The organism is Alistipes muris, assembly GCF_943193205.1.
GTDB lineage: Bacteria > Bacteroidota > Bacteroidia > Bacteroidales > Rikenellaceae > Alistipes > Alistipes muris.
Window position 1 is genome coordinate 34,801 of sequence record NZ_CALPDD010000011.1, and the last position, 22,413, is coordinate 57,213.

A 22,413-nucleotide genomic window follows, 5' to 3' on the forward strand; every position below is an offset into this window, starting at 1 on the left:
ACCTCTCCTCACGGCGTCTCCGCCTACTGCGGACGAACTAAAAGCTACTCCGGGCGCCTGACGCGGGTTTGCAAGCAAACCGGCCCCTGCGTCGACGCTTTTAATCCGTCCTCCGTTTAACGGCTACAACGCCAAGTGAGGAATATTTTGCATCTGCTATTCTGAAGTCCATATTGCAGATATTTGACCACTATAATATCCGTAAATACAACATTATCACCACCTTGAACCTGCGCCGCCCCCGCCGAACGAACCGCCGCCGAAACCACCTCCGAACGAACCGCCCGCTCCGCTTCCGAAGCCGCCGCCGAGCCCACCGCCGAAACCGCCGATGAAAGGCCCGCTGCCGAAACCGTTGCCGCGCGAATTGCGGACGCTGCGCTTGACGACCTTGCCGCAATTGGAGCAGACGAACGTATATTCGATCTGCTCGTAACGCGGCGTGACGGACAACACCTGTTTGTCGCGCAGTTCCAGCGTGCGTTTCCTGCACCGGGGACAACGCCTGCTTTGGCTGTCAAGCAAGACCAGCACCAACACAAGCATTCCCCCAAGAGTGCAGAGAATCAACAAAGTCAGCCAAAGCGGCAATTCTTCCTCCTCCGGCTCGGGGCCGAAGTCGAGCTCACCGTTACGAAGCAACTCGGCCACGGCCTCGACCCCCGCCACCATGCCTGCGTCGTAGTTGCCCTCGCGGAAATAAGGCAACATGAAATTGAGCTGAACTCGCTTGCAGAGGGCATCGGGCAAGACGCCCTCCAGGCCCGGTCCTGTGACGAAACGGATTTCGTGCAGGCGCTCGACCAGCAAAATCCCCAGTCCGTTGTCGACATCCTTGCGACCCACGCCCCAACTGCCGAACAGCTGCATGGCGAAGGTAAAGGGGTCGCCGCCCTCGATGTCGTCGAGCGCCGCCACAGCCACCTGCGCAAGCCCCTGCGCCCGCAGCGCGGCACACACCGAATCGATCCGGGCCACAGCCGCATCCGAAAGAATTCCATCGGGGTTGGAGACATAGCGGGTCCTGTCGGCAAGCTGCACGTTGGGCACCTCGCCGGGCTTCCACGTACGCGCGCCGACCGTCGCGGAGACGGCCGCCAGCAGCACTATAAGGATAAAACGTTTCATATTCTGAGCGAAGATACGAAAAACCCTGCAAAAAAAGCGCCCCGAACGGACGCTTTTTAACAAGAACCGCGACCGGACGGCCTATTTGCGTCCGTTGCGGCGGAATTCGACCACCAACGCCGAGCGTGCCGGAACGAAGGTGGAATCGCTCACCGTGACCTGCTCTCCGGTCAGCACGTCGTGCCCCTGCACGGAGAGCGACTGCGCGATTTCGGCGTAGTGCGACCATGGCACCGCCTTGCGGCCGCGCGAATTGTTGACGAAGACGAAGACAGCATCGGTATCGTCGTAACGGAAATAGGCATAGGTGTTGTCGCGCGCGGCGAAATGGAGCGTCCGCCCTGAATGGATGACGGGCTTGGTCTTGCGCCAGTTGAACAGGCGGCTCGTGTGCTCGTAAAGCTCGGCCGCGGCCCCCTTGCGCTGTGCAGGGTCGAACAAGTCGACCGCATCGCCGGCCCAGCCGCCGGGGAAGTCGATGCGCAGCCCGCCGTGGCCCTGCGAGAGGTCGGCGGAGCGGAACAGCAGCTCGTCGCCCGCGAAGATCTGAGGGATGCCGCGCATCGTAGCCAGCAAGGTCATGGCGATTTTGGCCCGCCCGACGTCGCCGCGCACCAAGTCGGCCACGCGCTCGGTGTCGTGGTTGCCCGCGAAAATCATCATGCGCGAAAGGTCGTGGTAGACGAAGTCGTCGGACAAGGCGTTGTAGACCCGAATCATCCCCTCGCCCCAACGGAGCGAATCGGAGGGCAGCGCGGCGCAAATGGCATCGCGCAGGGGAAAGTCCATGATGGACGGCAGGTGCGAATCGAAGCCGTCGCGGTTGGGGTTGCCGCCCTGCCAGTAGGCGAGCTGGGGCACGTCGGCCGTCCAGCACTCGCCGACGATATTGAGATTGGGGTACTCACGCAACACGGCGGCGCACCACTCGCTCATGGGGCCCTTTTCGTTGTAGGGATAGGTATCGACGCGCAGCCCGTCGAGGTCGGCGAACTCGACCCACCACACGGCCCACTGCTGGAAATAACGCAGCAGGAACGGATTGTCGAGGTTCATGTCGGGCATCATGCGGTCGAACCAACCGCCCTCCTGCACCCGCAGGTCGTACTGAGAGGCGTTGGGGTCCATGTTGGCCGAAAAGAGGTTGTTGGTCTGCGTGTACTCGGGAAAACGGTGCACCCAATCGGCGAAGGGCAGGTCGGCCATCCACCAATGGGCCGCGCCGCAATGGTTCGTCACGATGTCCATGATGACCTTGAGCCCGCGGCGGTGGCAGGCGGCCGCATAGTCGCGGTAAAGGTCGTTCGTACCGAAACGCGGGTCGATGCGGTAATAGTCGGCGCAAGCGTAGCCGTGGTACGACGCGGCGGGCTCGTTGTCGAGCAGCAAGGGCGTGGCCCAGACGGCCGTGGCACCCAGCCCGGCGATATAGTCGAGGCGGTCGATCATCCCCTGCAAGTCACCGCCGTGCCGTCCGAAGAAAGCGCTGCGGTCGGCCTGCTCGGCCGTGTCGGGCGTCGAATCTATCGAAGGGTCGCCGTTGGCGAAACGGTCGGGCATCAGCAGGTAAATCATATCGGCCGTGGTGAAGCTCCTGCGGTCGGCCGAACCGTCGCGGCGCGCGGCGAACTCGTAAGCGACCTTGAAGCTCTCCCCGCCGCGCGAAAAGACCAAGTAACGGGTACCGGGAACCGCTTTGGCATCGACCTCTATGTCGACGAACAGGTAATTCGGGCTGTCGGCCTTGTGGACGCCAGCGACGCGCACGCCCTGCGGTCCCTCGACGCGGACGGCGCATTCGGCGATGCGCTCGCCGTTGACGAGCAGCTGGAGCGGCGTACGCATGCCCACCCACCACGAAAGGGGCTCGACGCGGGCCACGCGGGCCCCGGCATCGCCGACCGACCGGGGGTCGAACTGCGGAACGCTGTTGCAGGAAATCACCGCCATACACACCAGAAATATGAGAAAACGAAGAAGTTTCATAAGTTTTATCGGGTCAGAATCCGGTAACTCCAGGGCGCCATGTCCTCGGCGACCCACTCCGGAAGGTTATATTCGGCCCCGGTCATCGCGTCGGTGTAGCGTCCGGCGTAGATACCGGTGGCGTACTCGGCGCGGATGGCATAGGGCGACAGGTTCATGATGGCGACGACGCGGCTGTCGGGCGTCTCACGCACCAGCGTCATCAGGCAGTCCTCGGCGTTGTTGCGGATTTCGACCATCTCGCCGCCCGTCTCCCCGGCCGCCAAGGCGGCGTTTTCGTGCCGCAACTTTGTGAGACGCCGATAGAAACGGGTGAAGCCGTTGAGCTCGTAGACCGGAATGGGGTCGCGGTCGAAAAAGGCGAACGCATGGTCGTAACCGACCTCCTGCCCGGTGTAGACGAGCGGCAGGCCGCGCGGCACGACGAACGAGAAGACGGCCATCGCCTCGCGGGCGTCGCCGAAGCGGTCGAACTCCGAACCCGACCACGAATTCTCGTCGTGGTTCGAGGTGAAAGCCAGCCGCATGGCCGAACGGGGATAACGCTCGCGGTCGGCATAGATGTAGTCGCGCAACGCGGTGACGCGGGTTCGCTGCTGCGCCACGTCGACCATCAGGTGGTGCATTTCCCACGCATAGCAGGCGTCGAACGCCCCCTCCTCGAAGAGGTTGGTCTCCTCGGCCTCGGCGAGCATGAAAAGATCGGGCTTCGTCCGCCTGAGCCGCCGGACGGTGGTGTTCCAGAACTCCACGGGCACGAGCATGGCCATGTCGCAGCGGAAACCGTCGACATGATGTTCCCGCAACCAGAATTCCATCGCTTCAGCCTGCGCATCCCACACTGCGGGGTTGGAATAGTCGAGCTTGGCCGTATCGGTCCAGTTCCACGGCACGGCGGGACGCCCCTGGTCGTCGTAGACGTAGAAATCGGGGTGCTCCGTAATCCAACGGGCATCGCGCGCGGTATGATTGGCCACCCAGTCCAACAACACCTTCATGCCGAGCCTGTGCGCCTCGGTCACGAACGCGTCGAAATCCTCCAAAGTCCCCAACTCGGAGTTGACGGCGCAGTAATCGCGAATCGAATAGTACGACCCCAACGACCCCTTGCGGCCATCCTCGCCGATGGGACAGACGGGCATGAGCCACACGGCGTCGATGCCCAGGTCGCGCAGAAAAGCGAGCCGGGCGGCCGCCGCACGCAACGTACCCTCGTGCGTGAGCTGGCGCACGTTCATTTCATAAAGGACGGAACGGTAACTCCAATCGGGATGCAGCATTAAAAAATCGAGTTTAATTGACCAATATCAGGTATTCCCACGGACCGAGGGCGAACTCCTCGCCGGGGACGATCGTGCGTTTCGCTCCGGTCATGGCGTCGGTGTACTCGCCGCCGACCTCGACGGTCGGAATGACGGGCTGCTGCCTGGCCGAGAGGTTGAACAAGCAGACCACCTTGTTGTCGCCCGCCGTACGTGTGAAGGCCATCAAATCGCTGACGGCACCGCCCATGTAAGCCATTTCGCCGCCAGCGGCACCGCTTGCCAGTGCGGGATTGTCATGACGCAGGGCATTGAGCTTCGTATAGAACGCCGTCCACCGGTTGGGCTCCCACGCCGGGACGGGGTCTTTCTCGAAGAAAGCGAACCGATGGTCGTAGCCGATTTCCTGGCCGGTGTAGATGAGCGGCAGGCTCTGCGGCAACACGTAGGTCAGCGCGGCCATCGTTGCGGCGGCATCGCCCATGCGCTCGAACTCGGTGCCGGCCCACGAATTCTCATCGTGGTTGGAGGTGAACATCATGCGGAAAGCCTGCGCGGGATACTCCTCGGCGTATTTACCCAACAATTCGCGCAGGTCGGCGGCCGACTGTTTGCCCTGCGCAATACTGTTGAGCAGATGGTGCAGCTCCCAGGCATAGGTGGCGTCGAAGCCGTCGGCATGGAACTGCGGACCCTCGGCCTCGGCCAGCAGGAACAAATCGGGGCGCACGGCGCGCAGGCGCACGAAAGCATCGGTCCAGAAGTCGTCGGGCATCTCCTTGGCGGCATCGCAGCGGAAGCCGTCGACGCCCTTGTCGGTCCAGAACTTCAGCACGTCGAACATAGCCTCGCGCACGGCGGGCGTGGCGTAGTTGAGCTTGGCTATGTCGGTCCAGTCGTACTGTACGACGGGAACTCCGGTCGAATCGCGCACGTACCACTCGGAGGGCATCTCCGTCACCCACGCATGGTCGGGCGAGGTGTGGTTGGCCACATAGTCGAGGATGACGCGCATGCCCAGCTTGTGGGCGCGGTCGAGGAACCGCTCGAAATCGGCCATCGTACCGAACTCGGGGTTGATGGCGCGGTAGTCGCGGATGGCGTAGTAGGAACCCAGCGACCCCTTGCGGCCCTTTTCGCCGATGGGATAGACGGGCATGAGCCACACGATGTCGACGCCCAGCTCGCGCAGGCGGGGCAGCTGCCGTTCGGCGGCGGCGAAAGTGCCCTCGGGGGTGAACTGGCGCACGTTCATTTCGTAGAGTACGGTGCTGCCGGCCCACTCGGCAGGAGCCTGGGGACGGGAAGTGCAGGAAGCGGCCAGAAGCAGCGCCGCGAACAGCAGGTTGAAAAGTCGTTTCATAGTCTTATTTTGTTTCGGTCAGTATCTCGAATCCGGCGGCCGGGAGCTCTACGCAAAGACGACCGTCGGGCCGGAAGCCGAAAGCGGCTCCAAAGTTAGCTTTTAATTTTCGATTTTCATCGAAGCGGGCGGGCAGAATGCACTCGGCCTGCTGCGGGCGGTTGCCCGTGTTGAGCGCGACGATGACGAACTCGCCCATGTAGGCGCGGGCGAAAATCCACACCTCGTCGGTCAGCGCGAGGGTCGTCATGTCGCCGTAGAGAAGCGGCATCGACGTGCGGCGCAGGCCGACCAACGCGCGGGTCAGCTCGCGCTGCGCCTGCTCGCGGGGCGAATAACCGTCGAAACGCATCATCCGGCGGTTGTCGGGGTCGTTGGCCCCCGGTTCGCCGTACTCGTCGCCCTGGTAGATGCAGGGCACGCCGGGAAGGGTGCAGTTGAGCGCCTGAATCAAAGCCAGCTTGCGGTAACCGATGCTGTCGCCCACGCCCACTTCGCGCGTCCATCCGGCCGCCTTGTGGTCCTCGTCGGGCGAGAGGGCGCCCCCGGCCAGCGAAATCAAACGGGCCTTGTCGTGGTTGCCCGTGATGTTGCCCATCGTATGGTGGGCGCCGTAGGCGGCGAGCGACTGCTCCGCGACGGCGGCCAGGTGCCGCACCGAACGGCCCCGCGTGAGGACGTCGAGCGCCGTATGGTAGACGTTGAAATCGAACTGCGCGTCGATCATGCCGCTGCGCACGTAGGAACCTATCAGCTCGGGCGAACCGTAGGTCTCGCCTATCTGCCACAGGTCGCGGTCGGGAAAGCGCTGCTTCATCTTGCGGGTGAGCATGCGCCAGTAATTCTCGGGGATGTGCTTGCAGGCGTCGTGGCGGAAGCCGTCGAGGTCGTATTCGGCGACCCAGTAGAGCGCCGAATCGGTCATCGGACCGCACACCTCGGGCCGCTCGAGGTCGAGCGTGGGAATGTGCTCGTCGAACCACGTAGTCAGCCGCTCGTCGTCCCACAGCTCGAGGTTCTTGCGGCCGTCGGGCAGATAGAGGGGCGTCACCCAGTCGGGATGCGCCTGCAAGACGGGCGAATGGATGTGCAGGTGGTTGGCCACGTAGTCGAGGATGACATTCATCCCGTGCGCATGAGCGACGGCGAGCAGCGCATGGAGGTCGTCGGAGGTGCCGAAACGGTCGTCGACGCGGGTGGTATGGATGGGCCAGTAGCCGTGGTAGCCCGAAAAACGGGTGAACGGCTCCTTGTTGAGCCCCCACGCGTCGCGCGGGTTCTGCGTGACGGGCGAAATCCAGAGCGTCGTGACGCCGAGCGAATCGAAGAATCCGGATTCGATGCGCTGCGCGATGCCGCGCAGGTCACCACCCTGGTAATCGACCTGCGGCAGCACGTCGGGACGCCGCAACGGCGCATCGTTGGAGGGGTCGCCGTTCTCGAAGCGGTCGATCATCAACGAGTAGAGCACCTGCGCCTGTTTGTCGTGGCGCGTGAGCTGCGCCGCATCGGTCACGGGGCGGCCGTCAGCCAACGGAATCAGCAGGTCGTTGAAGCGGGCATCGTCGGCCGCGGCGAAAATCCGCAGCCACGAACGCCCGGCGGCGCGGGCGTCGGCCGGAATGCGGACGGTCAACCCGTCGTCCGAGAGGGTCACCGCCTTGTCGGGCAGACGGCAGTTCTGCCACAAAGCCACCGCCTTGCGGGGTTTCTGCGAAGTTTTCACGAACACTTTCCGGCCGTCGCACCCCTCGCTGAAGGCCCACGCTTCGGACCTCGGTCCGCCGAGCGCGGCCACGGAGAGAGCACGCCCCCCGGTCCACGCCTCGAACGTGGCGACGAACGGCCCCTCGGGCGCCGTGACGACGAACTCCGACCAGTCATCGGCGGCCGGAACCACCTCCAGCGCTGCGGAAGTGACCGAATCGGCCTGCTCCCACTGCGGGAAGTAATCGGTCAGCAACAAACGGTTTTCGCCCGCCTGCAACAAGGCGGGGACGACGGGCTGCGCATTTCCGGCAGCGGGCAAATCCGGGAAAACCCGGCTGCGGCAGCCGCACGCCAGCGCGGCGGCGGCCAACAAAAAGACGAAACGTTTCATCGGGACTGCATTTCCAGGATAATCGAAGAATAAGGCGGCATCGTGAGCGTATGGCTGTCGCCCTGCGAAGAGAGCGCCACACCGTTCATGTCGGCCACGGGAGCTGCGACAGCCCCCTTGAACGCATAGCTGCACTGCGTGGCGGAGACGTTGTGCACGACCAGCAACTTCTCGCTTCCGGCCGTGCGGTAGAAAGCCATCACCTGCTTGTCGGCCGACGAAGCGTCGTCGAACCACTCGGGCAACTCGATGGCGCCCTCGGCCAACGCGGGATAGGTGTTGCGCAGGCGCATGAACTTGCGGTAGACGTTGTAGAGCGATGCGGCGCTTTCGGCCTGCACGGCCACGCTGCCCACGCCCGTGTCGGTGTTCTTGGTCGACGAAATCCAGGTCGGACGCTCCGCATCCTCGGCCTTGGGCTTCCAGAGCATCGGCTCGCGCACGTTGCGGTCGCCGCCCTTTTCGGTCTTGTCGCCGAAGAAACCGAGCTCCTCACCGTAGTAGATATAAGGCGAACCCACCGACGTGAGCAACACGGCCGCAGCCATCTTGCAGCGTTGGAGCGAGACGGCGTGCGAACCTCCGACCTCGGTGCGGGCGCGGCTCTCGTCGTGGTTGGAGAGCTTGGTGGCCTGGATGAAATCGGGGCGCTCGGCCGCAAAAACCTCGCGCTCGGCGATCATGTCCTTGGGGAACCACTTGGCGTGGTCGTTCTTGAGGGCGTAGAGCAGGCGGTCGGCCCACGCCGTGAAGTCGAACAGCGCAGGCAATCCCCTGTAATACCCGGCCATCTGCTCGGTGGCCATCCAGCACTCCCCTACCATGTAGATGTCCTTGAACCCGAGAGCCGATTTGCCCTGGAAATGGGCGTTGAGCTCGGAATAGAACTTACCCAGCCACGTGGGATTCTCGTCCGAAGTGTCGCTGTCGTAGATGTGCTTCACGGCGTCGAGCCGGAAGCCGTCGACCCCCTTGCCGACCCAGAACTTGGCGGCGTCGGTCAGCGCGACGAACGCACCGCTCTGCTCGCACGAAGCGGCGGGACCGTAGTTGAGGTCGGGCATCGAACGGTCGAAGACGCCCTGATAGAACCAGTCGGTCGTACCCGACGGCACGGCGATCCACCCCGGTTTGGCGGTCTGCGAAAAGTGGTAGAAATCACGGTAAGGGCTGCCCGCACTCTTGCAGGCCTCGACGAACCACGGGCAATAATGCGACGTGTGGTTGGGCACGAAGTCGAGGATGACGCGGATTTTACGCTTATGAGCCTCGGCGACGAGGTTTTCGAGGTCGGCGAGCGTGCCGTAGTCGGGATTGACGGCCGTGTAGTCGATGACGTCGTAGCCGTGCTCCGAATCGCAGGTGTAGATGGGCAGCAGCCAGATGCCCGCCACGCCCAGGTCGTCGAGATAATCGAGTTTGGCCGTGACGCCGTTCAGGTCGCCGATGCCGTCGCCGTCGCTGTCGGCGAACGAACGGACATAGATTTCGTAGAAGACCCCGGCGCGCTTCTCGCCGTCGAAAGGCCGCGCGTCGTACTGCGACACCTGGTCGACGATGTCCTTGCCGGAAGGTTCGGGAGAGGGACCGGGGATGCCGCCCGGTTTGTCGGAGTTGCAGGCCGCCGCCAGCAAGGCGGCACAAAGCAGGAAATAACGTAGCATGGCAGAATATTCGGTTAGGATAGTAGAAACCGGCGTGCCGGTCAGGGCACGCCGGTCAAAGAACGGGGCGCCTATTCGGCCGCCGTCAAAGTCAGCTTGTGGGGCGTGTGGGTCAGGTCGAGCGCAAGGTCGAACTTACCGGCCGTGACGGTCACATCGGCACCGTTGTGAACCATGTTGTCCAACGCGCCGCCGAGATTATACGTCCATTCGCCGTTGAAACGCACCTTGATGACGCCGTCGACGAAGGTGACGCCCGCCGCCTTGTAGAGACCGTCCGTGGCGTCGCGCAGCAACTCCACCTGGTCGTCGGACCAGCCGTCGGCACCGAAAGCGCTGCCGATCAGGCCGACTTTAGTGAGCGGCGTAGCTTTGGCGGTCATGGCGTCGAGGTCGACATCCCAGCGGTAGAGACCGTCGGCGATCATCATGTTGTCGCCTGCACCGAGCGTGAATTCGTTGTCGGCACCCTCAACAGCCTGTCCGGGCACCCAAGTGCTTCCGTAGGTGAACTTGAAACCGTGGGTCAGCCCGTACATCGAGACATAGCCCCAATATTTGCCGGTCTCGATGTCGCCGGCCAGCTGCGGAGCCGCATCGGCCTTCCAGTCGATGTCGCCGAAGTCGCCCGTCACGCCGATAGTCTCGGGGAAGAGCACCGGGTCGGCCGTACTGCCGTCGATGGAGAGGGTCATGGGCGAAGTAGTCAAGTCGAGCACGAGCTCGTGTTCGCCCTTGGCCATGTTGAGCATGGCGCCGTCGAGCACGAGACTGCCGCAGCTGCCGCCCAACACGGCCGGATAATCGGTGCCGCCGCACGTAATCGTGCCGCCGTTGAGCTGAATCGAAATCTTGCCGGGCTTCTCGAACTCGTGGGTCAGCGTCCATTTACCCGCGCCGTCGGCCGTCATGGCGATGGGCGCATCGACCCCCTTGGGCAGGACGGCGGCGGCGGTGATTTCGGTGTCATAGAGCACTTGGGTCGTTTCGTCCGAGAGGTCGACGGCATAGAAACGCAAACCGGCCGTGGCGGCAATCGACGTAGCTTCGGCCCCGCCGGCGAAAGTCTCCAGCGCAGCGGCCGTACCGCCGTACTGCGTACCCAGCGGCGACTGCAAGCGCGCGAGCAACACCTCGGGCGACGCGGCGCCGACGAAGTTCATGAGCCCGTAGAACTTGCCCTCCTCAAGCAACGTGAGCGCCGGGGCCTCGAAGTAATTCCAGCCGTTGACCGAATGGGCCACGTAGAGCTTTCCGGCATCCTCGGTCACCTCGCCCACGGCCACGGAATAGGGATAATCGAAAATCGAGAGCTTGAAGCTGACGATTCCGCCCGCAGCCGTCGCGAGGGACTGGCCGCCGAATTCGAGGTTCTTTTCCTCGCCGCCGAGGGCGAGCCCGTCGACGCCGCTGAACTTGAGCGTATAGCTCTCGCCCTCGCTGACGTCGGCGATAGCCACCCACGTCTTGTCGGCGGCATTGTAGACCATCTTTTCATCGCGGTCGCCAAGAGCCACCGATACCGTCACCGGCTCCATCGTAAAAACCAGCTTGTCGATGTCGGCCGTCACGTAGTAGAGGTTGGCGGCGACGGAAATGTTCTTGGCGCCCCCGTCGGTCGAAATCGTACCGGCTTCTTCGCCCGCACCGTAGTTGGTGCCGTCCCAGTTGGGCTGCGACGCGAACTTGAACTCGCCGTCGGCCGGGAAGAAGACGAAACCGCGGAAGATGCCGTCCTCGCCCTGCAACACGCGCGACATGGAAGCGTTGGTAGCCCAGTTGTTGTACGAACCGATCAGATGCAGGTAGGTCTTCTTGTCGTAGACGAAATGCACCGCCCGGGGCTGCGCCATGCGAGCATCACCTGCGGCCGAGAGGGCCTCGACGCTGAAAGTCACGTCGTAGGAACCTGTCAGAGCGATGCCCACGGCATCGAACAGCGCGACATTGGTCGTCGAGAAGAAGCAGGCTTCGGTCGTACCCAGAACGACGTACTCGCCTGCGCCCGACTTGGCCGAAACGGTGTACCCGACCCCCACGGACGCCCCGAACTTGGCGGGCGACCACACCAAGGTGAAAGTCTCGTCCGCAGTAGCGTTGTTGACCGTCACGGCGCTGTGCGGAGCGATGACGGGATCGGCCGACCCTACGGTCATCTCCTCGGGGTCGTGGCTGCAAGCCGCGGCCAGCGAAAGCAACGCGGCGGCCGACAAGATATATTTCAGAATTTTCATGATATTGTCTGTTTTTTAGGGTTTGGAAGGCCGGCGGCAACCCGAAGGCACCGCCGGCCCGGCCGATGGTTATTCGACTTTCGCAACGACAGCCGACACGGGCGACGGGTTGGTCGTATCCTCGGCCAACGCGGCGATGTCGCCGTGGAAGTCGATGGCGAAACGCACGTTGCCCGTCAAAGTGGTCGAGCAGTTGCCGCCGTTATAGTTGATATGGTCGAGGTTGTCGCCGCCCCAGCTGTCGGCCCACGCGTGGTTCAGGCGGAACTTGAACTCGCCGCCCGTGAAAGCAGGAATCGTGCACTCCCAAATCTGAGCGTTGACGGCGGCGTTGTGCGCAGCCTCATAAGCCGGATACCCGGGGTCTTCAGCATCCACGGGTGCGGCGGGCAGTCCGGCGAGCCTCAGCTCGACGTCGTCATCGGCCCAACTATTGTAAGCACCGACCACGCTGATGGCGGTAATCGGGGTCAGCTTGGCGCTTCCGGTCGAGTGGTCGGAAGTGAGGGTCACCTTGACCCAGTAGGTACCGGGCGCCACGCTCAGGTTGCCCGACCCGCCGCTGTTCCCGAGCGCATCGAGACTGTCGCCGAAGTTGCCGCCGTCCCATCCCGGGGTGTCGGTGAACTTGAACTCGCAGACTGCGGCCGTCGCACCGGCCGGAACCAGGTAGACCGGACCCTCGTAAACATCGCTGTTCTCGGCCGTCTCCCACAGCACGGGAGCCGTTGCGGGCGTCCAGCCCTGATGCCCGCCGGGCACGTAGAGCGGACGGCGTATCCACGGCGCCGAAGTCGACTTGACGGTGGTGATGTCGAGCCCGATGACGTTCGACTTCTTGGTATAGGCGCTCTCCTGGGCGGTCGAAATCGACGACACCACGTAGAAGAAGACCGTCGAAGTCTCGTCGGCAGGCACGTTCAGCCCCTTGCTGTTGACCAACGCGTTGTTGAGCGTCTCCTTGCTGAGGGTATAGGAAGTGGTGGCGGATTCGCCTACCTGGTAGGGCTCCTCCTCACCGTAGACGCAGTAGAGCGAATAGGCCACGGCGGCGGGATAACCGTAATCGGCGGCACGCCACGTGAAAGTGACCTCCGACGAGAGGTTGTCGGCGTCGACGAGGATGTCGGAATGTTCGTCCAGCACGGGCGCAACGACCGCATCGGGCGCCAAGGCGCAGGTCTTGTCGACCTCCTGGCACGCCAGCAGCGACAACGCCGCCGCAGCGCAGGATATGTATCTGAGAAATTTCATCGTTTGCAATGTTTGGAGTTGAACACTAATAGCCGGGGTTCTGCACCAGATTGCCGTTGACCAGCAGGTCGTCGGACGGAATGGGGAAGAGCCGGAGGTGGTCGGCGAGCGCCTGACCCGATGCGACGCCGCCCTTGAACGGCCACAGGTAGTTGCCCGACGTGAAGCGGTCGAAACGGATGAGCGTCGTGCGGCGGAAGCCCTCCCAATAGAACTCGCGGGTGAGCTCGGTGAAAATGTTGTCGAGCGTCACCGGACCCGAAGTCTGCGAGATACCCGCGCGCTTCTGGATGTCAGCGACATAACCCACGGCCGCAGCATCGGAAGTCGAACCGCCGTCGATGCGGGCCTTGGCCTCGGCATAGGCGAGGTACATTTCGGCCGCGCGAATCATCGGGAAGTCGATGGAGACGAACAACTCGAGTTTCGAGTAATCGGTATTGGGGTCGAGGAAACGGTTGTTGTTGAATTTCCAGACATGCCAGCCGGCGGTGAAGTCGGAACCGTTCATCGTCTTGTCATCGGAGAAACGGAGCGACACGAGCGCGCGGTTGTCGACCGAGGTGAATTCGGGCTCCTTGCCCGTCTCGGCCGCGTCGGCCTGGCCCTGTCCTACGAGGTTGGACACGAACTGCGTCGAAGTGACCAGACCCGCCCACGCTTCCGACGTACCGAGCCGCAGGTTGTCGCCGTCCTTGAGATTGCCCTGGCTGGCGGCGATCAGATAAGTGGCACCGCCGTAGGACTGGGTTTTGGTAGCGTCGTAGCACGAAGCGTAGACAATTTCCTTGCGCGCATCGGGGTTCTCGCCGTTGTCGCCCATGAAGAGCGCTTCGTAGTGGTTGGCCAACTCATAGGCGGCGATCACCTCCTTGGCGGCATCCATGGCCTCGGTATAGATGGCGTTGTCCTCCTTGCCCAGATAAGTCTTGTGGTTCAGGCACAGACGGGCCAGCAGACCGTAGGCGGCACCCTTGTCGATGCGCGGATAGACCTGCGTATGCGGAGCCTTGAGGTGGGAATTCTCCCCGGTCAGCTCCTCCAACTCGGACTTGAGCCAACCGAAAAGCGCCACGGGATCGGTCTGCTTGGGCTTGGCGGCACCCACGGCCTCGGTTTCGAGGACGAAAGGCGGGTTGCCGAAGCAATCGAGCAACACCCAGTAAGCGTAAGCACGCAGGAAGCGGACCTCGGCACGCTCGGTCGCCACCTCGGGGTCGCCGTCGTTGGTGTTGCGCAAAAACTCGTTGGCATACGAAATCATCATCATGCCACGCGTGTAAGCCGCATAGATGGCGTCGTTCTTGGTCGAGGTCCAGGTGTCGTTGCAAATCTCCTTGACCCAAGCGTCGGACCAGACGCAGTGGGCCTCGTCGGTCGAGAGCGTCTGGATGGACCACCATGCACGCAGGAACTCCGAAGCTCCGGCGTCGCCGACCTGGATGTCGGCATTGCCTGCGCCGGACTGTCCGACGAGGGTGAAACCGCCGTAGATCTTGGCCAGCTGGCCCTTGCGCAAAACGGGATTGGAGTAGATTTCGCCGTTGGGAACGGTCGTATCCGAAAGCGGGTTCTGTTCGAGGTCGCCCAGACAAGAGGTGAACGACAGAGCCGCGCAAAATGCGAATAAAATATGTTTTTTCATGGTCGTGAACTCCTCGGATTAAAAGTTGATGCCTACGCGCAGGCTATAGATGCGCGGACGCGGGTAGACGTTGCCGTCGATACCACCGGCCACCGACACTTCGGGGTCGAGGCCGCTGTATTTCGTCAGCACGAAGACGTTCTGCACGCCTGCGGCCACGCGAATGGACAGCCCCTGCTTGGCCACGTTACGGAACGTGTAGCCCAAGTTGATGTCGTCCATGCGGAAGAACGACGCATCCTCGAGGAAGAGGTCCGACAGACACTGGGGCGTCGAAGCGCTCGACGTGAAGCCGTAGCGCGAAGCAACGGGCTGCGTGTTGGTCAGAAAGCCCTTACCGATCAGATCGCGGTAGTACGACGTGGCCGAACGGCGCATGACGTCGTTGAACATGTAGTTGCCCACCGTACCGTGGCCGTTGAAACCGAAGTCCCAGTTCTTGTAGGTCAGCTTGAGGTTGATACCGTAGTAGAAGTCGGGGTTGGGGCTCTTGTTGGTCATGTAACGGTCGGCGTTGGTGATCTGACCGTCGCCGTCGCGGTCCACCAAGGCGTTTTCAACGGCGTTGCCGTCGGCGTCGTAGACCTGCTGCCACAGGTAGAAGGTATAGGGCGCATAACCGACCACATGGCGCTGGGCCGTGTTGCCCGTACCGCCGCCGGCACCGCCCACGTCGATGGCATCCGAAGGCAGGGCCGTGATTTCGGTGTTCTGGAACGTACCGTTCAACCCGATGCTGAGGTGCCAGTCTTTGGTCTGCACGGGCACGAAGTTGAGCGAAACCTCGACGCCCTTGTTCTTCATCGAACCGATGTTCTGATAGACGTAGTTCGAGAAGTTGCCGCCCAGCGGCACGGCCACGCGCGAAAGCATGTCGTCGGTCTTGCGGTAATAGGCATCGACCGAACCGTTGATGCGGCCGTTGAGGAACCCGAAGTCGAGACCGACGTTGTAAGTGGTCGTCTCCTCCCACTTCAGACTTTCGTTGTATTCATGGGGCTTGAGCGGGAAATACCACTCGTCGGGGCCCAGCGGATACTGCGTGGCGGGGTCTTTCGAGATTTCGGCATACGAACGGGCCGCATAGCGGTCGTCGAAGTCCTGCTGGCCCGTGACGCCCCAGCCCAAACGCAGCTTGAGGGCCGATACCACGTCGGAATCCCTGAGGAATTTCTCCTGCGCGATGTTCCACGCGGCGGCGGCCGAGGGGAAGTAACCCCAGCGGTTGTCGCCCACGAAACGCGACGAACCGTCGGCACGCATGGTGAAAGTGAAGAGGTAACGCGAGTCGATGGAATAGTTCAGACGGCCGTAGAACGATACCAACACGTCCTGGTAAGCCGAATGGGTGAAGTTGATGAGCTTGGAATCCCACGGACGGGTCTCCTCGGTGGGCGCGATGCGGCCGTAGAAGTGCGAATCGGTCGAAGCGTAGTTCTCGGCCCACGAATAACCGGCCATGGCGCTGAAGTTGTGGATGCCCCACTCCTTGGCGTAATTGGCGTAGAACTCAAGCAACTGGTTGCGGTGGAGGTTCTTGTAGTCCTCGAAGCGGCCGAAGCCCTTGTAGGCGCTGTCGCCGTCGCGGTTGGCCATGATCGAACCGGGATTGTTGCCCTTGTCGCCCGAGGTGGTGGTGATGTCGAGACCGAGGTTGAGGTTGAAACTCAGCTCTTCGAGCCCGTGGACCTTATAGTCGAACTGGAGGTTGCCCAGCGCACGGTACGAATGGTTGCCGTCCCACTTGTCGTAGAGCAGCGACAGCGGGCTGGTGTCGGCCAGGTTGCTCTCCCAGTTGAAATAACCGTTGTTGGTGGCGTAGTCGACAGCCCCGTCGGCGGTCCGGTGGTAGGGGTCCTGCGTGGGGTCGAAGTAGACCGCCGCGCCGATGGCACCGCCGTCGGCATAGTTGCCGCGGTTGTAGATACCCTTGGCGTTGAGGTTGACCGTCAGATGGTCCTTGAAGAACTTGGGCGACAGGTTGAGGTCGACGGTCACACGCTGGTTGTCCGACGTCTTGAGCGTACCGCCGTCGTAGGTGTAGCCGACCGATGCGCGGTAAGGCAACTTGTTCTGAAGCGCCGAACCGTAGACCGACACGTTGTGGTCGGTGGCGATGCCGACCTTGTAGATGAGGTCCTGCCAATCGGTGTCGGCCGTGCCGAAGAGTGCCGAAGACTTGTCGGCCAAGTCGGGATAGGTGCCGAGAATGTACTCCTTGAACTGGGCGGCGTTCATCATCTCCATGGTCTTGTGGTTATGCTTGACCGAGACGCTGCCGTTGTAGGAGACGCGGGGCTTGCCGCCCTCGCCTTTCTTGGTGGTGATGAGGATGACGCCGTTCGATGCGCGCGAACCGTAGATGGCCGTGGCCGAAGCGTCCTTCAGAACGGTGAACGAAGCGATGTCGTTGGGGTTGACCATCGCCAGTCCGTTGGACATGCCCGGGCCTGCGTCGTTGGCCACGGGTACGCCGTCGATGACGATCAGCGGGTTGTTGCTCGCCGAGAGCGATGCGCCGCCGCGGATGCGGATTTCGGCACCTGCACCGGGAGCTCCGTTGCCCGAGACGATGTTCACGCCCGGCACCTTGCCGCGCAAGAGTTCCTGCGGCGAAGTAAGGGCACCGCGGTTGACTTCCTCGGCCTTGACGGCGATGACCGAACCGGTCATGTCGTTCTTCTTGACGGCGCCGTAACCGATGACCACCACCTCGTCGAGCGACATGAGGTCCTCCTCGAGCACTACGCGTGCCAGGTCGGCCGACGAAGCGACGCGCTCCAAGTTCTTATAGCCGATGAAGCTGATTTGGACGGCGGAATTACCGTCCTTGACGGACAGCACGTACTGTCCGTTGAAGTCGGTCGACGTACCGTTGGTGGTTCCCAGCTCCACCACGGTGGCTCCGATGACCGGATTGCCGGAAGCGTCGACGACGACGCCTTTGACCTCGTAACTGCCCTGCCGGGCGAGTGCGAGGGGGGGGGTGCAGACACATAAAATCATGACACCCAAACACATAGCCAGAATTTTTCGCATAAAGCCGTTTGTGTTAGTGAATAATAGGTTGTTGGATTGTATCGTTTATTTCATAGAACGTTCGGTCCGACCGTCGACTTTCAGCCGTTCGCCGCAAAGCAGGATTTCGACGGGCTCGCCCTCGCAGGAAACAATGGCGCGGTTGTGCGTCGCTTCGACCGAGAGCACCCGGCCCCGGTAATCGATGCGGAACGCCAGCCGCTGCCATGCCTCGGGCAGACGGGGCTCCAGCGACAGCACGCCGTCGACGATGCGCATGCCGCCGAAACCCTCGACCACGGCCAGCCACGAACCGGCCATGGAGGTGACGTGGCAGCCCTCCTCGACCTCGCGGTTGTAGTCGTCGAGGTCGAGACGCGCCGTGCGCAGATAAAGTTCGTAGGCCTTGTCCATCAGCCCCAACTGGGCGGCGAGAATCGTATGAACGCAGGGCGACAACGACGATTCGTGCACCGTGCGGGCTTCGTAGAAATCGAAGTTGCGGCGCAGCGTACCCTCGTCGAACCTGTCGCGGAACAGATAGAGCCCTTGCAGCACATCGGCCTGCTTGATGAAGCACGAACGCAGGATGCGGTCCCACGACCATTTCTGATTGATGGGCCGCTCCGCGGGGTCGAGGTCCTTGACGAGCACCTGCTCCTTGTCCAGATAACCGTCCTGCTGGAGGAAGATGCCCAGTTCGCGGTCCTCGCCCAAGTACATGTTGCGGTCGATTTCGAGCCACCTGGCCGTCTCGGCCTGCTCGTCGAACGAGCGCTTCGCGCAGATGGCGGCGTAGGCTTCGGGGCTGTTCTCCCGCACCCACGCGACCGCCTCGGCCGCATAGCGCAGGCACCAGCAGGCGATGTAGGAGGTGTACCAGTTGTTGTTGACGTTGTTTTCGTACTCGTTGGGACCCGTCACGCCCAGCATGACATACTGCTTGCGGGCTTCGGACCAGGTGATGCGCTGAGCCCAGAAACGGGCTATCGACAGCAGCACTTCGGCACCGCCCTCGGCCAGGTAGTTTTTATCGCCTGTGTAACGGATATAATTGAAGATGGCGTAGGCGATGGCACCGTTGCGGTGAATCTCCTCGAAAGTGATCTCCCACTCGTTGTGGCACTCCTCGCCGTTGATGGTGACCATGGGATAGAGCGCGGCCCCGCTGTGGAAACCCAACTTGGCGGCGTTCTCGATGGCCTTGTCGAGCTGGTTGTAACGGTAGACGAGCAACTCGCGCGCCACCTGCGGCCCGGCCGTCGCCATGTAGAACGGCAGGCAGTAGGCCTCGGTGTCCCAATAGGTCACGCCGCCGTACTTCTCGCCCGTGAAGCCCTTGGGGCCGATGTTCAGGCGCGTATCGACGCCTGTGTAGGTTTGCAGCAACATGAAGATGCAGAAGCGGATACCCTGCTGGGCGGCATCGTCGCCCCCGATTTCGATGTCGCAGCTGTGCCAGCGGGCGGCCCACGCGGTCTCCTGCTCTTTGAGCAGGGCGTCGAACCCGGCGGCGGCACCGTCGGCCGCCACGGCGCGCGCGGCGGCCATCAACTCGCCGGGCTTGTGGTTGAGCGACGAGCAGATGCCCGCATATTTATAAAGGACAGCCCACTCGCCCGCCTCGCGGCGAACGGAAGCCGAATGGCAGACCCGCTCGGGCTTGGTATCGCACCGAAATTCGGCGCCGTCGAGCACCACGCGCTGGGCCCATGCCACGTCGAAGCCGCTTTTCTTGGTGCGGCTCTGCACGGCGTCGCCGTCGGTAGCCACGGGCTCCCAGAACTTCTCGTCGTAATTAGCATCGGTGTTGCGCACGTCGGCGTCGATGAACGGCGCGAAAGTGATTTCGGCCGCCTTGTTGAGGGGCCGCACCGCATAACGGATGACGCCCAGCTCGCGGCGCTGCAACGAGAGGAAACGCACGATTTCAGCCTCGACCTCCACGCCCGACGGCATCCGCACGGTCATCCGCCGTGTGAGCACCGAACGCCGCATGTCCAGCTCGCGGCGGAACGCGAGCACCTCGACGCGGGCCAGGTCGAGCGGCTCGCCGTCGACTTCCACCCCCACGCCGATCCAAAACGCCGAATTGAGCACCTTGGCGAAGTATTCGGGATAACCGTTCTTCCACCACCCCACACGCGTCTTGTCGGGATAGTAGATGGCGCCTATGTAGTTGCCTTGGAGCGATTCGCCCGAATAGGGCTCCTCGAAATTGGCCCGGCCGCCCATCACGCCGTTGCCCAGCGCGAAGAGCGATTCGGACGACTTGACGCGGGCCGGGTCGAAACGCTCCTCGACGAGCAACCACGGGTCGGTCTTGATAAATTGGTTCATATCGGAATTAGTCAATTTGGTTACGTAACATCTCCAACGTGAAGCCCTCGAAGGTGGGCAGCTGCATGGTGGCCTTGCAGAGCAGCGGACTGCCGCCCACCCCCACCGAGCGCATGCCGGCGCGCGTGGCGGCTTCGATGCCTGCCGCGGCATCCTCGAAGACCACGCACGCGGCGGGCGCTTCGCCGGCCAGTTCGGCCCCCTTGGCGAAAACTTCGGGGTCGGGCTTGGCCTTGCTCACGAGCGTGCCGTCGACGATGTGGTCGAACAAGGGACGCAGGCCACAGCGGTCGAGGATGACCCCGGCGTTCTTCGACGCGGAACCCAGCACCACTTTGACCCCACGGGCCTTGAGCTCCTGCAAAAACGGCAGGACGCCCGGCAACACTTCGTCAGCGGTCATGCGGCCTATGTACTCCAGATAACGGGCATTCTTCTCGGCGGCCAGGCGCTCCTTTTCCTCGGGCGTGAAACGCTCTTCCAACCCTCCGGCACGCAGCACGATGTCGAGCGACGCCATACGGCTGACGCCCTTGGTGGCTTCGCCCTGCTCGGGCGTGAACTCGAAACCCAACTCACGGGCCAATGCGGCCCAGGCAAGGTAATGATACTTGGCGGTGTCGACTATAACCCCGTCCAAATCGAAGATACAGCAGGTAATCATAGGATGATAACTATTTTTCGCGGACGAAACCCACCGACACGGCGGCCAACAACATGAAGACTCCGGCCAGCGCAATCATGGCCAACGGCTGTCCGCCGAACAGATACTTCACGATCAGACCGCCCGTCAGTCCGACGACGATCTGCGGCACCGTGATGGTGAAGTTGAAGATGCCCATGTAGACCCCCATCCGGCGCGCCTCGACGGACTGCGAGAGGATGGCATAGGGCATGGCCAGGATGCCGGCCCACGCCACGCCGATGCCCGCCATCGGAATCATCAGCGCATATTTGTCGCTCAGGAAACAGAGCCCGACGAACCCGGCGGCGCCGCACAGCAGGCAAAGCGCATAGACGAACTTGTTGCCCCACTTGGACGCGATGCCCGCAATGAAGAGCGACGCGATGCAGGCAGGCACGGGATAGGTGCCGTTGAGCACGCCGACCCACGTTTGGGCCTCGCCCTCGGAGAGGAGCACGCCCCCGTCGGTCGCCACGCCGGTGATGGCAGGCTTGAGGTAGGTCCACATCAGAAACAGCGCGGCCCATGAAAAGAACTGCACGACGCCCAACTGCCACATGACCCGGGGCACATTGCGCATCAACTCCATGAACGAGGGCTTTTCAACCGTCTCCCCGACCGTCCCGTCGTTATAGCGGGCGAACTCCTCGGGCGGATACTCCTTGGTCTTGAACGCGGTGACAAGCACCGTCAGCAACAAGATAGCCCCACCTATATAATATGACCACGCGATATGCTGCGCGACCTGGCCGGGCACCACCTCGTCGGAGACGCCGCAACGTGTCAGAATGAGCGGCAGCACAGCCCCGACGATGGCCCCGAGGTTGATGAGGAACGTCTGGACCACATAGCCCTTGGTCTTCTGCGAATCGTCGAGCATGTCGGCGACCAAGGCGCGGAACGGCTGCATGGTCACGTTGAACGACAAATCCATGAACAACAGGATGAACGCCCCCATCGCGAGCGGCGCGAAAGCCAACAGCAACGGAGCGTTGGGCATCAAGGCCAGCGCCAGCGCCGAAACGACGGCCCCGCCCAGGATGAACGGGATGCGGCGCCCCCAGCGGGTCCAGGTCCCGTCGGAGAACAACCCGACGATGGGCTGGATGACGAGCCCGGCCACGGGTGCCGCGAGCCAGAAATAACTCAGGTGCGAAAGGTCGGCGCCCAGCGACTCGAAGATGGTCGACGTATTGGAATTCTGCAACGAATAACCGATCTGAACGCCGAGGAACCCGAAGCTCAGATTCCATATCTGCCAAAAGGACAAGCGCGGTTTTTTCATCATTGGTTCGTGTAGTTTTCGGTTTCGGTATATAAAACTATATAAAAATCCGCAAATCCCCCGCCGCCCCGCCGACGAACTGCACGATTCGCCCGACGAACGGCCGGTTCCGCAGGACGAATGCAATGAATAATTATGAGAACAAGGAAGCAGATTCTTCGTCAAGGCTCCGCCTTTCCTCAGAATGACAGCAGAATGTCATGTTGAACGGAGCGAACCAACGAACGAAGCATGGGCATAGCCTGCAAGCAGTCTCTGCCATGCAAGGAGGAGGAAAACAAGCGCAGCGCAGTTAAACATCTATTCCTAATTCCGCGAAAAGAAAGATTCTTCGCTGACGCTCAGAATGACAAGGCAACAAAAGGCAAGATGACTAAAAAAACTTATCCATTTCACCGCCGGATTTGGAATTTCCGCCGAAAAACACTAATTTTAGATTCGGATTCGT

Annotated in this window: 13 protein-coding genes; all 13 read right to left on the reverse strand. The window is 62.2% G+C overall.

Annotated elements, in window-relative coordinates:
- Nucleotides 1-216 precede the first annotated feature (216 nt).
- The 13 genes from NFR47_RS07065 to NFR47_RS07125 all read right to left on the reverse strand — a co-directional run bounded on the left by NFR47_RS07065 (nucleotide 217) and on the right by NFR47_RS07125 (nucleotide 21,965).
- A complete protein-coding gene (locus NFR47_RS07065; protein WP_251214873.1) occupies nucleotides 217-1,128 on the reverse strand; it encodes a TPM domain-containing protein in 912 nt (303 codons plus the stop codon).
- 81 nt (nucleotides 1,129-1,209) lie between these two features.
- On the reverse strand, nucleotides 1,210-3,114 hold the full coding sequence (locus NFR47_RS07070; RefSeq protein WP_251214874.1) for a glycoside hydrolase family 13 protein: 1,905 nt from the start codon (nucleotides 3,112-3,114) through the stop codon (nucleotides 1,210-1,212).
- A gap of 5 nt (nucleotides 3,115-3,119) precedes the next feature.
- Nucleotides 3,120-4,394 carry an alpha-amylase family glycosyl hydrolase gene (locus tag NFR47_RS07075; protein ID WP_251214875.1) on the reverse strand — a complete coding sequence of 425 codons (1,275 nt, stop codon included), beginning with the start codon at nucleotides 4,392-4,394 and terminating at the stop codon, nucleotides 3,120-3,122.
- 13 nt (nucleotides 4,395-4,407) lie between these two features.
- The gene (locus NFR47_RS07080; protein WP_251214876.1) at nucleotides 4,408-5,739 is read right to left on the reverse strand and encodes an alpha-amylase family glycosyl hydrolase; all 1,332 of its coding nucleotides are present in this window, start codon (nucleotides 5,737-5,739) and stop codon (nucleotides 4,408-4,410) included.
- Between the two features lie 4 nt (nucleotides 5,740-5,743).
- Nucleotides 5,744-7,840, reverse strand: coding sequence for an alpha-amylase family glycosyl hydrolase (locus tag NFR47_RS07085; protein ID WP_251214877.1), 2,097 nt, complete (start codon nucleotides 7,838-7,840; stop codon nucleotides 5,744-5,746).
- On the reverse strand, nucleotides 7,837-9,504 hold the full coding sequence (locus NFR47_RS07090; protein ID WP_251214878.1) for an alpha-amylase family glycosyl hydrolase: 1,668 nt from the start codon (nucleotides 9,502-9,504) through the stop codon (nucleotides 7,837-7,839). Before NFR47_RS07090 ends, NFR47_RS07085 begins: the two co-directional genes overlap by 4 nt.
- Before the next feature lie 71 nt (nucleotides 9,505-9,575).
- Nucleotides 9,576-11,738 carry a SusF/SusE family carbohydrate-binding protein gene (locus NFR47_RS07095; RefSeq protein ID WP_251214879.1) on the reverse strand — a complete coding sequence of 721 codons (2,163 nt, stop codon included), beginning with the start codon at nucleotides 11,736-11,738 and terminating at the stop codon, nucleotides 9,576-9,578.
- A 69-nt stretch (nucleotides 11,739-11,807) separates the two neighbouring features.
- Nucleotides 11,808-12,992 (reverse strand): SusE domain-containing protein, encoded by a 1,185-nt coding sequence (locus NFR47_RS07100; protein WP_251214880.1) that lies wholly within the window; start codon nucleotides 12,990-12,992, stop codon nucleotides 11,808-11,810.
- Nucleotides 12,993-13,017: 25 nt separating this feature from the next.
- Nucleotides 13,018-14,637, reverse strand: coding sequence for a RagB/SusD family nutrient uptake outer membrane protein (locus tag NFR47_RS07105; RefSeq protein ID WP_251214881.1), 1,620 nt, complete (start codon nucleotides 14,635-14,637; stop codon nucleotides 13,018-13,020).
- An 18-nt stretch (nucleotides 14,638-14,655) separates the two neighbouring features.
- The gene (locus NFR47_RS07110; protein ID WP_251214882.1) at nucleotides 14,656-17,676 is read right to left on the reverse strand and encodes a SusC/RagA family TonB-linked outer membrane protein; all 3,021 of its coding nucleotides are present in this window, start codon (nucleotides 17,674-17,676) and stop codon (nucleotides 14,656-14,658) included.
- A gap of 45 nt (nucleotides 17,677-17,721) precedes the next feature.
- On the reverse strand, nucleotides 17,722-19,995 hold the full coding sequence (locus NFR47_RS07115) for a family 65 glycosyl hydrolase domain-containing protein (RefSeq protein ID WP_251214883.1): 2,274 nt from the start codon (nucleotides 19,993-19,995) through the stop codon (nucleotides 17,722-17,724).
- A gap of 7 nt (nucleotides 19,996-20,002) precedes the next feature.
- Nucleotides 20,003-20,659: a beta-phosphoglucomutase gene (pgmB, locus tag NFR47_RS07120; protein WP_251214884.1), complete on the reverse strand. Its 657-nt coding sequence runs from the start codon at nucleotides 20,657-20,659 to the stop codon at nucleotides 20,003-20,005.
- Between the two features lie 10 nt (nucleotides 20,660-20,669).
- On the reverse strand, nucleotides 20,670-21,965 hold the full coding sequence (locus NFR47_RS07125) for an MFS transporter (RefSeq protein WP_251214903.1): 1,296 nt from the start codon (nucleotides 21,963-21,965) through the stop codon (nucleotides 20,670-20,672).
- Nucleotides 21,966-22,413: the final 448 nt, after the last annotated feature.